This window comes from Mycobacterium dioxanotrophicus, from assembly GCF_002157835.1.
GTDB classification, from domain to species: Bacteria; Actinomycetota; Actinomycetes; order Mycobacteriales; family Mycobacteriaceae; genus Mycobacterium; species Mycobacterium dioxanotrophicus.
Map to the genome: position 1 here is coordinate 6,127,633 of NZ_CP020809.1, position 12,582 is coordinate 6,140,214.

13 protein-coding genes are annotated in these 12,582 nt (G+C 67.9%); 6 read left to right on the forward strand and 7 right to left on the reverse strand.

Annotated elements, in window-relative coordinates; all coding sequences use genetic code 11:
• Together BTO20_RS29760 and BTO20_RS29765 are read right to left on the reverse strand one after the other, a co-directional pair.
• Positions 1–444: a MarR family transcriptional regulator gene (locus BTO20_RS29760; protein WP_087079487.1), complete on the reverse strand. Its 444-nt coding sequence runs from the start codon at positions 442–444 to the stop codon at positions 1–3.
• Positions 434–1,891, reverse strand: coding sequence for an MFS transporter (locus BTO20_RS29765; protein WP_087079488.1), 1,458 nt, complete (start codon positions 1,889–1,891; stop codon positions 434–436). The genes BTO20_RS29760 and BTO20_RS29765 overlap by 11 nt, the downstream gene beginning before the upstream one ends.
• A gap of 62 nt (positions 1,892–1,953) precedes the next feature.
• On the opposite strand from BTO20_RS29765, the gene BTO20_RS29770 reads away from it, so the two are divergent.
• Entirely contained in the window at positions 1,954–2,418 is a 465-nt protein-coding gene (locus tag BTO20_RS29770; protein ID WP_198344106.1) for a YbaK/EbsC family protein, read from the forward strand.
• Between the two features lie 78 nt (positions 2,419–2,496).
• On the opposite strand, the gene BTO20_RS29775 is transcribed toward BTO20_RS29770, so the two are convergent.
• The 4 genes from BTO20_RS29775 to pdxH all read right to left on the reverse strand — a co-directional run bounded on the left by BTO20_RS29775 (position 2,497) and on the right by pdxH (position 6,598).
• Entirely contained in the window at positions 2,497–3,801 is a 1,305-nt protein-coding gene (locus BTO20_RS29775) for a citrate synthase (RefSeq protein WP_087079490.1), read from the reverse strand.
• Between the two features lie 105 nt (positions 3,802–3,906).
• Complete coding sequence (locus BTO20_RS29780) at positions 3,907–4,554, reverse strand: TetR family transcriptional regulator (RefSeq protein WP_408632132.1); 648 nt, start codon at positions 4,552–4,554, stop codon at positions 3,907–3,909.
• Between the two features lie 64 nt (positions 4,555–4,618).
• Positions 4,619–5,923 (reverse strand): MFS transporter, encoded by a 1,305-nt coding sequence (locus BTO20_RS29785; RefSeq protein ID WP_087079492.1) that lies wholly within the window; start codon positions 5,921–5,923, stop codon positions 4,619–4,621.
• A gap of 6 nt (positions 5,924–5,929) precedes the next feature.
• Complete coding sequence (gene pdxH, locus BTO20_RS29790; protein ID WP_198344107.1) at positions 5,930–6,598, reverse strand: pyridoxamine 5'-phosphate oxidase; 669 nt, start codon at positions 6,596–6,598, stop codon at positions 5,930–5,932.
• A 40-nt stretch (positions 6,599–6,638) separates the two neighbouring features.
• Here pdxH and BTO20_RS29795 point away from each other — a divergent pair, with 40 nt between their 5' ends.
• The 5 genes from BTO20_RS29795 (at position 6,639) to BTO20_RS29815 (ending at position 10,716) form a co-directional block, all read left to right on the forward strand.
• On the forward strand, positions 6,639–7,772 hold the full coding sequence (locus BTO20_RS29795; protein ID WP_087079494.1) for a citrate synthase 2: 1,134 nt from the start codon (positions 6,639–6,641) through the stop codon (positions 7,770–7,772).
• A complete protein-coding gene (locus BTO20_RS29800) occupies positions 7,769–8,377 on the forward strand; it encodes a maleylpyruvate isomerase N-terminal domain-containing protein (protein WP_087079495.1) in 609 nt (202 codons plus the stop codon). Before BTO20_RS29795 ends, BTO20_RS29800 begins: the two co-directional genes overlap by 4 nt.
• 101 nt (positions 8,378–8,478) lie before the next feature.
• Positions 8,479–8,931, forward strand: a complete 453-nt coding sequence (locus BTO20_RS29805; RefSeq protein WP_087079496.1) for a VOC family protein — start codon at positions 8,479–8,481, stop codon at positions 8,929–8,931.
• 76 nt (positions 8,932–9,007) lie between these two features.
• Positions 9,008–9,631, forward strand: coding sequence for a nicotinamide riboside transporter PnuC (gene pnuC, locus BTO20_RS29810; protein WP_087079497.1), 624 nt, complete (start codon positions 9,008–9,010; stop codon positions 9,629–9,631).
• The gene (locus BTO20_RS29815) at positions 9,628–10,716 is read left to right on the forward strand and encodes an AAA family ATPase (RefSeq protein ID WP_087079498.1); all 1,089 of its coding nucleotides are present in this window, start codon (positions 9,628–9,630) and stop codon (positions 10,714–10,716) included. The genes pnuC and BTO20_RS29815 overlap by 4 nt, the downstream gene beginning before the upstream one ends.
• A gap of 191 nt (positions 10,717–10,907) precedes the next feature.
• On the opposite strand, the gene BTO20_RS29820 is transcribed toward BTO20_RS29815, so the two are convergent.
• On the reverse strand, positions 10,908–12,572 hold the full coding sequence (locus BTO20_RS29820) for a 4Fe-4S binding protein (RefSeq protein WP_087079499.1): 1,665 nt from the start codon (positions 12,570–12,572) through the stop codon (positions 10,908–10,910).
• Positions 12,573–12,582 lie beyond the last annotated feature (10 nt).

The window sequence follows — 12,582 nt, forward strand, 5'->3', positions numbered from 1 at the left end:
TCAGCGCGGCGTGAGCTTCGCCAGGATGGTCAGCAGGGCATCGAGATCGTCGGCGTCGAGGCCGGCCAACACGTCCGGTGCCGGGTCGTCGACTGCCTCGATCTGTTCCAGTACTTCGCGGCCCGCGTCGGTCAGTGACACCGTCTTGCAGCGCCGGTTGGCCGGGTCGACGGTGCGGACCACCAGGCCGCGTTCTTCGAGATCGTTGACCGCGACGGTCGCTGCCGGCGCATCGACGGTCGCGGCGTGGGCGACCTGTTTGACCGTCATCGGTTGACGGGCCAACCGCCGCAGGATCCGGATGCGGCTGAACGGCAGGCCGCTGCGTTCGATCACCGCACGCTTCCAACTGTCGCGGTTGTCGAACACCAAGGCGGTCAACGCCCGCCACACCTCATCGGCGGCGGTCTGCGCGCCGGGCATCGGCAGCTGTTCAGCCGACATGGGCCACCTCCGACGGACGGTGATGTTCACCGATCAGTGGGGCGAGTCTGTCGGCCGACCGCAATGCCCGCGGCGAGGTCGACACGATACCGAGCACCACGATCACCAAACTCAGTGCGGCGCAGACGAACCACAGCGGCCGGGCCGCGACCGCGAAATCGGCTCCGGGGGTCGCCAGTGCCGTTCCCGCCACCGAACCGCACAGCGCCACACCGACGCTGACACCGACCTGGCGGCTGGTGGAGGCAACCGCAGACGCAGCGCCTGCCCGGTCCAGCGGCATGCCGCTGACCGCCGCCGTGGTGATCGGGGCGTTGACCACGGCGAAGCCGACGCCGAACACCGCGAAGACGACCAGCAGCTGCCACAGCGGGGTGTGGGCCGTCAGCCGAGCCAGCATGAGCGTCGCCACGGTGAGCGTCGTGCCGGCCAACAGCAGCGACGGCCGGCTGCCGAACCGACCCACCAGACGCCCCGACAGGGGCGAAAAGATCAGCGCACCAACGGCGACCGGGAGATAGATCAGGCCGGTGTGCACGGCCGAATAGCCCCGCTCCTCCTGCAGATACAGCGACATCATGAACAGGAAGGCGCCGTATGCGGCGAACGAGCACACCGCGACCAGGGTGGCCGACGCGAACGGGACGCTGCGGAAGAACCGCAGATCGATGAACGGGTCGCGGCGGCGCGCCTCGTACCGCAGGAAGCCGGCGAAGGCGATCAGGGCGGCCGCGGCCACACCGAGCGTGCGGGGGTCGGTCCAGCCGAAGCCCGGGCCCTCGATCAGCACGAAGACGACGCCGAACAGGAACGCCACGCCCAGCGCCTGACCGATCGGGTCGACGTCGCGCATCGTCGAGGATTTCGACTCCGGCACGAAGATCGCGGTCAGCAGGATGGCCAGGGCGCAGATGGGCACGTTGATCCAGAACACCGAGCGCCAGCCGACGTAATCGATCAGGACGCCGCCGACGATGGGGCCCAGTGCCATCGCGATGCCGACCACGCCGCCCCACACGCCGATGGCGCGGGCGCGTTCGACGCGGCCGGTGAACACCTGCGTGATGATCGACATGGCGACCGGGTTGAGCATCGAGCCGCCGATGGCCTGCAGGAACCGGGCCGCGATGAGCAATTCGATGTTGGGCGCCAGGCTGCACAGCAGAGAGGCCAGCGCGAAGACGGCCAGTCCCACCTGAAAGGTGCGTCGCCGGCCGAACCGGTCGGCCATCGCCCCGGCCAGCAGTAGCAGCGAGGCCAGCACCAGCGTGTACACGTCGATCACCCATTGCAGCTGCGAGGGTGAGGCGTCGAAACTGGACCGGATGCTCGGAATGGCGACGTTGACGATGGTGACGTCCATCGACACGATCAGCAGGCTGAGGCAGCAGGAGATCAGGATGATCGCCTTGCGCCGGGCGCTGAGGACGCCAATGGTTGTATTCACACAACCATTGTGAAACTACAACTGTCTCGCGGGCAAGTCCCGTGTCAGAGACAATCGTCACCGTGAACGAACGGAATATCCGAGTCGCCGAGGCTGTCTGCGCCGCCGGTATCGAACCCGCCATCCGAATCCTGGCCGCCGACGCCAAGACCGCGGCCGCCGCGGCCGAGCAGCTGGGCTGCGAGGTGGGCGCGATCGCCAACAGCCTGGTGTTCGACTGCGACGGCGAGCCGCTGCTGGTCATGGCCAGCGGTGCGGCCAGGGTGGACACCGACGTGCTGGCGCGCCACCTGGGCGCCACGACCATCAGCAAGGCGAACCCGAAACTCGTGCTCACGGCGACCGGTCAGGTGATCGGGGGCGTCGCCCCCACCGGACACCCGATCCAGCTCCGGACAGTCGTCGACGAAACGCTGGCCGGCTACCCGGTCGTGTGGACCGCCGCGGGCACCGCCGACTCGGTGATGCCGCTGACCTATCCGCAGTTGCTGGCGCTCACCGGAGGTGTCGCGCTGCCCGTGCGCTGACCGACCTTGCGCGAACAGACGTCAAAGTTCGCGACACGCCGCGTTTGGCGTACCCGAGTGTCTGCTCGGCGAAGGAAGTCAGCGGGTGCCGATGTCGAGGTAATCGCGCTCGGTGTAGCCGGTGTAGACCTGACGCGGACGGCCGATCTTGTTGGGCTCGCTGTGCATCTCCCGCCAGTGCGCGATCCAGCCCGGCAGCCGGCCGAGCGCGAACAACACGGTGAACATGCGCGTCGGAAAACCCATAGCCCGGTAGATCACGCCGGTGTAGAAGTCGACGTTCGGGTAGAGCTTGCGCTCGATGAAGAAGTCGTCGGTGAGCGCGACCTCTTCGAGCGCCTTCGCGATGGCCAGCAGCTCGTCGTCGCCGCCGAGCTTGCCGAGGATCTTGTCGGCCTGCTCCTTGACGATGCGCGCCCGCGGATCGTAGTTCTTGTACACGCGGTGACCGAAGCCCATCAGCTTCACGCCGTCCTCGCGGTTCTTGACCTTCTTGACGAAGTCCCGGACGTCACCGTGCTCGGTGCGGATCTTCTCCAGCATCTCCAGCACGGCCTGGTTGGCGCCGCCGTGCAGCGGGCCCCACAACGCATTGATGCCACCGGAGATCGACGTGAACAGGTTGGCCTGCGACGAGCCGACCAGGCGCACAGTCGATGTCGAACAGTTCTGCTCATGATCGGCGTGCAGGATCAACAGCATGTCCAACGCGCGGACAAGCTCGGGATCCACCTCATACGGCTCGGCCGGGAAGCCGAACGTCATCCGCAGAAAGTTCTCCACCAGGCTCAGCGAGTTGTCCGGGTAGAGGAACGGCTGCCCCTCGGACTTCTTGTACGCGTAGGCGGCAATGGTCGGCAACTTCGCCAGCAGCCGGATCGTGGACAGCTCGACCTGCTTCTTGTCGAGCGGATCCAACGAATCCTGGTAGTAGGCGCTCAGCGCGTTGACCGCACTGGACAGCACCGGCATCGGGTGCGCGTTGCGCGGGAACCCGTCGAAGAACCGCTTGAGATCCTCGTGCAGCAGCGTGTGCCGCTGGATCCGATTGGTGAACTGCTCCAACTCCTCAGCGGTCGGCAGCTCGCCGTAGATCAACAGATAGCTGACCTCGATGAAGTTCGACTTCTCCGCCAACTGCTCGATCGGGATACCCCGGTACCGCAGGATGCCGGCGTCACCATCGATGTAGGTGATGGCCGATTTGGTGGAAGCGGTGTTGACGAAGCCCCCGTCGAAGGTGGTGTACCCAGTCTTCGACAGCAAAGGCCCCAACGCGATGCCATCCGACCCCTCGGTGGCCTTGACGATTTCCAGATCAAGCTCGCCACCGGGGTAACTGAGGGTGGCGTGCTCCTGCCCACTCGACGGGTTTTCGGCCACGGGATTCCCTTCGTCCTCGTTTGGGAAGTCGTTGCGAACCTACGACTGCTCTACCAAAAGGTAGTCGCATTCGGTCGGCGTTGCCCGCGGGGGGCTACCAACCAGTCACGCCGGACGCTGCACGCCCGCCGTCACCTCAAGAAACTCGGCATACGTGGAATGCACGGCCCCGATGACGTCGTCGACTGTGACCGTGTCCCAATCGACTGTCGCGCCGAGCCGCGCCAGCCCGGACATGATGATCGACGTCCACACCGCCGCCGTCAGCATCAACCGTTGGTCGTCACGCGCCACACCCATGCGCTTGGCCAGCTCCGCGTTGACCGCGTCGAACCGGAACTGGGATGCGGCGTGCATCAACGCGGCCGACGACGTGAGGATGCGCGCCGAGGCCAGCAGCCGGTCAGCTGTGAGCCGGTTCGGTGGCGCGGTCTTGGTGTCCGCGAACGCCTTCACGTGCGCCCGGTACAGCGCCTCGATGTCGCTGATCCCGTCGGGCTGCCCTGCCAGTTCGACCGCGATCATCTCGACCACCTCGTCGATGAACGCCAGCATCACCGCGTCCTTGGTCGCGAAGTACCGACTGAACGTCCGGGGCGAAACATCGGCCGCGGCAGCGATCTGGTCGACGGTGGTCGCCTCGAACCCCTGCCGGTGACACAACTCGATCGCCGCGTCGATCAATGTCGACCTGGTGCGCTGCTTCTTACGTTCACGTAAACCGACATAGGCCGTCCCGACCAGTTCCGCCACGTCCGGCATGTTATCGCCCCGAAGTCGATGATTTCGCAAATAAATGACAACCGCTGCCGACTGTTCACACCTTGTCGGGATCTCGCAGGTCGTCGGGCGCCCACACGGGTGCCACCCGGTACCGCACGAACGCGGGAACGGCCAATGCAGCGACGACGACGCCGACAACGACGAGCGCTCCGCCGCCCGCCGCGGCCACCGTGGTACCGACCATCGCCGCGACCCCACCGTGCGCCGCGTCAGCGAGCCGCGGGCCACCGGCGACCACGACCGTGAAGACGCCCTGCAACCGTCCCCGCACATCGTCGGACGCCGCCTGCTGAAGAATCGTCGATCGGAACGCCGCCGACACCATGTCCGCCGCTCCACCAATGGCCAAGAACACCAACGCAATCCACAACAGCGCACCGGCGTGGCCGTGGGCCATCCCACCGGCCACGCCGAAACCGACCATCGCCAGGCCCCAACCCACGATCGACCACACGACTGCCAGACCCTGCCTGCGGATCCGCGGCAGCCAACCGGAGAACACGCCGCCGAGCACCGCACCGGCGGACATCGCGGCGGCCAACAAGGCCATCACGGTGCCACCCTCGACCGGTCCGCCGAAGCTCTCATGTGCCATCTGCGGGAACAACGCCCGCGGCATGCCGAAGATCATCGCGATGAGGTCGACGACGAACGACATCAGCACGACCCGGTTGCCCGCCAGATACCTCAAACCGTCCAGCACGGCCGCGAATCCCCAGCGCGCCGAACCCTGTTCAGTGCTGGTGGCCGGCATCGGCGCGAGCCGGAACGTGGCCCAGATCGGCGCAAGACAGGTCAGTGCATCGATGAGGTACAGCGTGGACAGGTCGACCCAGCTCAGCAGCAGCCCGGCCAGCAGCGGACCCACGATCGCACCGAACTGGAACACCGTCATGTTCAGTGAGTTCGCGGCCGGCAGTTGCTCGCCGGGCAGCATCCGCGGGATCGCCGCCGAGCGGGTCGGACTGTTGATCGCGAAGAACGCCTGCTGCACCGACAGCAGGCCGAGCACCACCCACACGTTGTTCAGGGCCAGCGCGGCCTGCGCCCACAGCAGCACCGACGCGACGGCCAATCCGACCGAGGCGATGATGAGCAGCAGCCTGCGGTCCATCGCGTCGGCCCAGGCACCGCCCCACAGCCCGAACACCACCAGCGGCACCAGTGCGAACAACCCGGCCAGCCCGACGTACGCCGAGTTCTGGGTGAGTACGTAGAGCTGCACCGGCACCGCGAAGATCGTCAGGTTGGCGCCGATGACGGTCGGGATGCCTGCCACCCACAGGCGCCGGAAGTCGGGGTTGCGCAGCGGGGTGGTGTCGGCGAAGAACTTTCTCACCGTGGGTCAGGGCTGAAGACGTTCCGCGCGGCCGCCCACCACGCGAATCCGGTTGTGCACCCGGTTCTCCCGGCCCTGCCAGAACTCGACCACGTCCGGGCTGATCAGGTAACCACCCCAGTTCGGCGGCACCGGAACCGCGTCGAGGTCGGCGAAGCGCTCGGTGACCGCGGCCAGTTGGTCCATGAGCACGGCGCGCGAACCGATGGGGAAAGACTGGTGCGACGCCCAGGCGCCGAGCTGCGATCCGCGGGGCCGCTTGGACCAGTACTCGGCGGTCGCGTCGGCCGACACCTTGCTCACCGGACCGCGCACATGCACCTGCCTGCCCAGGCCGAACCACGGGAAGGTGGCCGACGCATAGGGGTTGGCGGCCAGCTGTACGCCCTTGGCGGAGTCGTAGTTGGTGAAGAAGGTGATACCGGATTCGTCCACGCCCTTGCACAACACCGTGCGGGTCACGGGCCTTCCCTGTTCGTCGACGGTGCCGACCACCATGGCGTTCGGCTCGGCCAGCCCGGCCCGCTGGGCATCGCCCAGCCAGGTGCGCAGAAGCGTCAACCAGCCCGTCGCGGGATCGTCGCCGAGCCAATCGGCGTCGAGATCGCCGCAGCCGTCCTTCTCCACATACTCGACACGCATCGCCGCCAGATCATGATTGTCCGGAGTTGCCACCGCGCCCACGCTACGCCCGCCCTAGTGCGAGAATCGGGCCATGGCAGCCGTACCGGAAGAGTTCGTCGCCGGCTTGGAAGGCGTCGTCGCCTTCACCACCGAGATCGCCGAACCGGACAAGGACGGTGGTGCGCTGCGCTACCGCGGCGTGGACATCGAAGAGCTCGTCAGCCGACAGGTCACCTTCGGCGACGTGTGGGGACTGCTGGTCGACGGCCGCTTCGGCACGGGCCTGCCGCCCGCCGAGCCGTTCCCGCTACCCATCCACAGCGGCGACGTGCGGGTCGACGTCCAGGCCGGGCTGGCGATGCTGGCCCCGATCTGGGGCTACGCACCGCTGCTCGACATCGACGATCAGATCGCGCGTGATCAGCTGGCACGCGCATCGGTGATGGCGCTTTCCTACGTCGCACAATCCGCCAGGGGCATCTACCAACCCGCCGTGCCACAGCGGCTGATCGATGAATGCGCCACGGTCACAGCACGTTTCATGACCCGCTGGCAGGGCGAGCCGGATCCCCGCCACGTCGAGGCCATCGACGCCTACTGGGTGACCGCGGCCGAGCACGGCATGAACGCCTCGACGTTCACCGCCCGCGTGATCGCCTCGACCGGGGCCGACGTGGCCGCGGCGCTGTCCGGTGCGGTCGGCGCGATGAGCGGCCCGCTGCACGGTGGTGCGCCGGCCCGCGTGCTGCCGATGATCGAGGAGGTCGAGCGCACCGGCGACGCCCGCGCGGTGGTCAAGTCGATCCTGGACAGCGGCGGCAAGCTGATGGGCTTCGGCCACCGGGTGTACCGCGCCGAGGACCCGCGGGCCCGGGTGCTGCGGGCCACCGCCAAGCGGCTGGAGGCGCCGCGCTTCGAGGTGGCCGCCGCGCTCGAACAGGCCGCGCTGGCCGAGTTGCGCGAACGCAGGCCCGACCGGGCCATCGAGACCAATGTCGAATTCTGGGCCGCGGTGATCCTGGACTTCGCCCGGGTGCCGGCGAAGATGATGCCCGCGATGTTCACCTGCGGCCGGACCGCAGGCTGGTGTGCGCACATCCTCGAGCAGAAACGCCTCGGCAAGTTGGTGCGGCCCGCGGCGATCTACGTCGGCCCCGATCCGCGCAGTGTGCAGGACGTCCCGGGGTGGGACGAGCTGGCCGAGGCGCGAGCGGCCTCGGTGTGACCGCGGACGTCTTCGCTTCGGCAGCACGGGCTTTCACGCGGTTGGTGCAATCGCTCCCGGCCTCCGCATGGGACGGGCCGGGCCTTGGCGAGTGGGACATGCGGGCCCTGATCGGCCACACCTCACGGTCATTGATCACGGTCAGCACATACCTGCGCACGCCCGCCACCCGCGAGGATGTGTCCAGCGCGGTCGACTACTACGTGAAGATCCGCGACTACATGTCCGACAGCGGCGCCGCGGCCATCGTGGAGCGGGGCAGGCAGGCGGGCCGGGATCTGGGCGACGACCCGGTGGCCGCCATCGAGCCCTTGTTGACCCGCGCCCTCGACGATGTCGACGGCGCAGGTGACCCCTTGATCGCGGTGATCGGCGGTCTGGGCATCCGGTTGAGCGACTACCTGCAAACCCGTGTCTTCGAGCTGACCGTGCACAGCCTCGACATCGCCGCGGCAGCCGGGGTGACGATAGACCTGCCGCCCGAGGCGCTGGAGGCGGCCGCGGTGTTGGCCACCCGTGTCTCGGTGGCGCTGGGCGAGGGCGACACGGTGCTGCGGGCGTTGACCGGCCGGGCCCCGCTACCGCACTCGTTCTCCGTCACCTGAATGTCAGACTCCCGTGCTTGCATAGGGATAGCCGCGATGAGATCCGTCCGCCCGGCGGGTCTGCATTGGGGTCCGCCCACAATGAGACAGGAGTCCGCACTATGGCCATCGAAGTAACTCCCGCAGTGTTGCCGCACCTCGTCGTCGACGACGCCGCAGCCGCTATCGACTTCTACGTCAAGGCATTCGGCGCCACCGAGTTGGGACGGGTGCCCGGTCCCGGCGGCAAGCTCATCCACGCCGCACTCACCATCAACGGCTCCACCGTGATGCTCAACGACGATTTCCCCGAGTTCAACGACGGCAAGTCGACGACGCCGAAGGCCCTCGGCGGCACACCCGTCACCATCCATCTGACCGTCACCGACGTCGAGTCCAAATTCGAGCAGGCGGTCGAGGCCGGCGCCGAGGTCGTCATGCCACTGGAGGACCAGTTCTGGGGCGACCGTTACGGCATGGTGCGTGACCCGTTCGGCCACCAGTGGTCGCTGGGTCAGCCGGTGCGCGAAGTGAGCCCCGAGGAGATCGCCGCGGCCATGCAGAACCAGCAGTAGGACGCTTCCGCCTCACCAGCATCGGCCGTCCCAGCAAGCCCGGTTAGTCTCGACGCGAGAACCGGGGGGAGAGTCGATGCTGGACTGGCTGGCGCAGTTGGTGCAGCCGCTCAATGCCACGCTGTTCGTGTTGGGCGGTGACGCCGTCAGTTGGGCCGAGCTGCTGGGGTTCGTCACCGGCGGGCTGTGTGTGGCGCTGACCGTGCGCCGCCACATCGCCAATTTCCCGGTCGGCATCGCCAATTGCCTGTTCTTCCTGGTGCTGTTCGCCTCGGCCCGGCTGTGGGCCGACGCCGGCCTGCAAGTGCTCTACATCGCCCTGGGGTTCGCTGGGTGGTGGCAGTGGCGGTACGGCAACACGGGCCGCACACCGCTGGTGGTCACCCGGGCCCGGCCGGACCAGATCGGTTGGTGCGTGGCCGTTGTCGTGGCGGGGACGGCATTGCTGACGGTCATCCTGCGGGCCGCACACGATTCGGCCCCGTTTCTCGACGCGCTCACCACGTGCCTGTCGCTGGTCGCGCAGTGGCTGCTCAACGGCAAGTATCTGCAGACCTGGTATTTCTGGATCGCCGCGGATTGCATCTACGTCCCGCTCTACCTGAGCCGCGACCTCAACCTGACCGCGGCGATCTATCTCGTGTTCCTGGCCCTGTGCCTGTCCGGGCTGCAGTCCTGGCGCAAGGTGCGGGTGTCGTGAGCGAGTTCGGTCACGGCCTGTTCATCGGCAAGTTCTATCCGCCGCACCGCGGACACCACGCGGTGATCGAGGCCGCCGCCGCGCGCTGTGACCGGGTGAGCGTGCTGGTGATGGCGGCCGCGCCGGAGACCGTACCGCTGGCCGACCGGGTGGCCTGGCTGCGCGACACCCACAGCGCCCAGCGCAACGTCACCGTTACCGGAATCCCTTGCGACGCACCGCTGGACGTCACCGACCAACGCGTGTGGGCGGCGCAGGTAGCGGCCATGCGAGCCGGGTTGCGGGCGGCGGGCTGCCCACCCGAGGTCGACGCGGTGTTCTGCGGGGACGACTACGGCGACGAGCTGGCGCGCTGGTTCGACGCCGCGTGCGTGCGGATCCCCCGGAGCGCGGTCAGTGCCTCGGCCGTCCGCCGCGACCTGGCGGGAGGCTGGCTCGAGCTGGCCCCGGCCACCCGTGCCGGGCTCACCACGCGCGTCGTCGTGCTCGGCGCCGAGTCGACCGGGACGACGACCGTAGCCACCCGGCTGCAGCAGCACTACGCGGCACGCGGCGGGGTCTGGGCCACCACGCACAACGTCGAGGAATACGGCCGGGACCACACCGCGGTGGTGTGGCAGCGGCAACCGGACCGCGCGATCACCGAATTAGCGTGGGACCACGCCGATTTCGATGCCATCGGGATCGAACAGAAGCGCCGGGAGGAGGCCGCGGCCCGCGCCGGTTCACCGATCCTGCTGTGCGACACCGACGCGTTCGCCACCGCGGTGTGGGAGCGGCGTTATCTCGGAACGGCCGCACGCGGCGATCAGGTGTGGAAGCAGGTACCGCGGCGCGCGGTCTATCTGCTCACCGACCACGCCGACGTGCCGTGGCACGACGACGGGATGCGCGAGGGCGACCTGGAGATCCGGGCGGCGATGACCGACTGGTTCGCCGATGCGCTCACCGCCGCCGGACACTCGTGGGTGCTCTTGACGGGATCGTTGGCCGAGCGTGTCGACCTCGCCGTGCGCACCGTCGACCCGTTGCTGAACCTCGCGATGAGCTTCGGCGAACCGCTGCACGGTCCGGGCTTCGAGTGATCGTGACGCGGGCATTGGTCACAGCTGTCACAGCCGTACCGGGTCTGCAGGCGTTGGTGGACTTCGAAATACGCCACCGCCGGCGGTATCACAAAACCTGGTACCGCCCGCGGTATCACCTTTCCAGGTCGGGTGCCAACAGCTCACCGATGCTGGCGTGACCAGTGTGGCGAGTGTGAAAGCGCCGTCGCTCAGTGCGCCTGCAGGCTCGCGACAAGACGTTGCCGCACAGTCGGTTTCGGTGCTGCCGCGGCAGCGGCCAGCATGGCCTCGACGGTGGTGAACTTGTCGCGGGGGCGCTCGTCGCCACCACGCGCGATCTCCGCCGCGTCGATGGCGTGCCACCCGGCAGCGTCCACCACGTCGGGCTGCCGGCTGTGCACGAGCTTCTCCAGCTCCCCCGGCTTGCGCACCGGGGCGGTCAGGACACCGTCGTTGTAGTCGGCGACCAGGTTGCGCACGGTCTCCGCGGCACACGACTTGTTGGTGCCGATGAAACCGGTGGGGCCGCGCTTGATCCAGCCCGCCACGTAGGCACCGGAGGCGCCACGGACACGGCCGCCGTCGTTCGGCACGACAGCAGCGTCGTCGTCGAACGGCAACGCGTCAATGGCCTTGCCGCGGTAGCCGATCGAGGTCAGCACCAGCCCGGCGTCGATGGTGTACGCCTGGTCGGTCCCGGTCAGCCCGAACTCGACACCCGATACCCGCCCATCGCCGAGCACCCGCTGCGGCGTCAGCTGGTAGGCCAACCGGATCCGCGGCGTGGTGATCGGCGCGGACGCATCGCCCAGCTTGGCGAGGATCTCGAGCTTGCCGCGGGTGAGCGGGTCGGTTTCGACGGCCAGGTCCCGCATCACGAGGTCGTGATCAGCAGCGCTGAGCACCACCTGGCAGGTGGAGGTCAGCCCGATCAGCTCGGGCAGGGTGAACGCCGAGAACGCCGGGCCACGGCGGGCGGCGATCACCACCTCCTGCACGCGCGAGCCACGCAGGGCGGCCAGTGCATGATCGGAAATATCGGTGCGCGCCAACACATCCGGGTCGGTGGTCAGGATGCGGGCGACATCGAACGCGACGTTGCCGTTGCCGACGATCACCACCCGCTCGTGCGTCAGATCCACCGGCAGATCGGTGAACTCGGGATGGCCGTTGATCCAGGCCACCATCTCGGTGGCGGTTCCGGTACCCGGGCGGTCCATGCCGTCGATGGTCAGGCGCCGGTCGTTGGGTGCGCCGACGGCGTACAGCACGGCGTGATGGTGTTCCAGCAGCTCGGCGTGGGTCAGGTGGTTGCCGACCTCGACGTTGAGGAAGAACCGGAAGTTGCGCTGCTTGCCGATGGTGTCGAACAGCTTGGTCACCCGTTTGGTGCTCTGGTGATCGGGCGCGACACCGGCCCGCACCAGACCGTAGGGCGTCGGCAGCTTCTCGAAGACGTTGACCCGCACGCCTTTTTGCGTCAGCAGCTCGTCGGCCGCATACATCGCCGCCGGCCCTGAACCCACGATGGCCACGGTCAGCGGGCCACCGGAGCGCCGGTCGATCTTCGGCGCCTCGAGGACCGGCGCCAACTTCGACGTCGGCGGCAGCTTGCCTTCCCGTTTGGGATAGAACGCGGCATTGAGTTCGATGAACGGCAGCTGCTTGTCGGTCAGCCGGGTGTCCGCCGCGATGGCGCCGACCGGGCACGCGCTGACGCACGCACCGCAGTCGACGCACGCATCGGGATCGATGTAGAGCATCTCGGCGGTCGCGAAGCCCGGCTCATCCGGTGAGGGATGGATGCAGTTGACCGGGCACGCGTAGACACAGGATCCGTCGCTGCAACACGACTGGGTGATCACATGGGGCACAGTGAGGCTC

Coding starts and splice junctions, on each gene's coding strand:
- BTO20_RS29760 (WP_087079487.1), bottom strand. CDS start 444: ATGTCGGCTGAACAGCTGCCGATGCCCGGCGCGCAGACCGCCGCCGAT.
- BTO20_RS29795 (WP_087079494.1), top strand. CDS start 6,639: ATGGCAGCCGTACCGGAAGAGTTCGTCGCCGGCTTGGAAGGCGTCGTC.
- BTO20_RS29805 (WP_087079496.1), top strand. CDS start 8,479: ATGGCCATCGAAGTAACTCCCGCAGTGTTGCCGCACCTCGTCGTCGAC.
- pnuC (WP_087079497.1), top strand. CDS start 9,008: ATGCTGGACTGGCTGGCGCAGTTGGTGCAGCCGCTCAATGCCACGCTG.